Consider the following 410-nt stretch of genomic DNA (forward strand, 5'->3'; position numbering starts at 1 on the left):
AAGCCGGGTTCGATGTTCTGCTGCGAGCCGCCGTTCATCTTCGCGGCGATGATCGCGAGGTCGACCGCTTCGGCCCACTCGGGCGGCGGCAGGAACACGCGGCCGGAATACTTCGGGTCCCACAGCGCCTCGTACGACGCAGGCGGTGTCTTGATGGTCGCGGTGTTGTAGATCAGTCCGTCGGACCACAGCAGATAGCCGACGCCGAAGCCGTTCGCGCCGGTGCGGTATTGCGGCGCGACTTCTTTCAGGTTCGGCAGGCGGTCGAGATCGGGCTTCATCAGCAGGCCCGCGTCCGCGAGACCGGATGCGCCGACGCCCGCAAGCGTGATCACGTCGTAGGTCGGACGGTCGCCCGACGCCTTGACCTTGGCGACCATGCCGGAGGTGCCGTCGGCGCGATCGGCGAT

Annotated in this window: 1 protein-coding gene; it reads right to left on the reverse strand. The window is 67.3% G+C overall.

Translation table 11 applies throughout. From position 1 onward, the window contains the following. Window positions 1–410 (reverse strand): extracellular solute-binding protein (locus tag EVC45_RS45195; RefSeq protein WP_129964423.1); only part of this gene is annotated, 410 nt, incomplete at both ends.

This window comes from Paraburkholderia sp. UYCP14C (assembly GCF_004197395.1).
GTDB lineage: Bacteria > Pseudomonadota > Gammaproteobacteria > Burkholderiales > Burkholderiaceae > Paraburkholderia.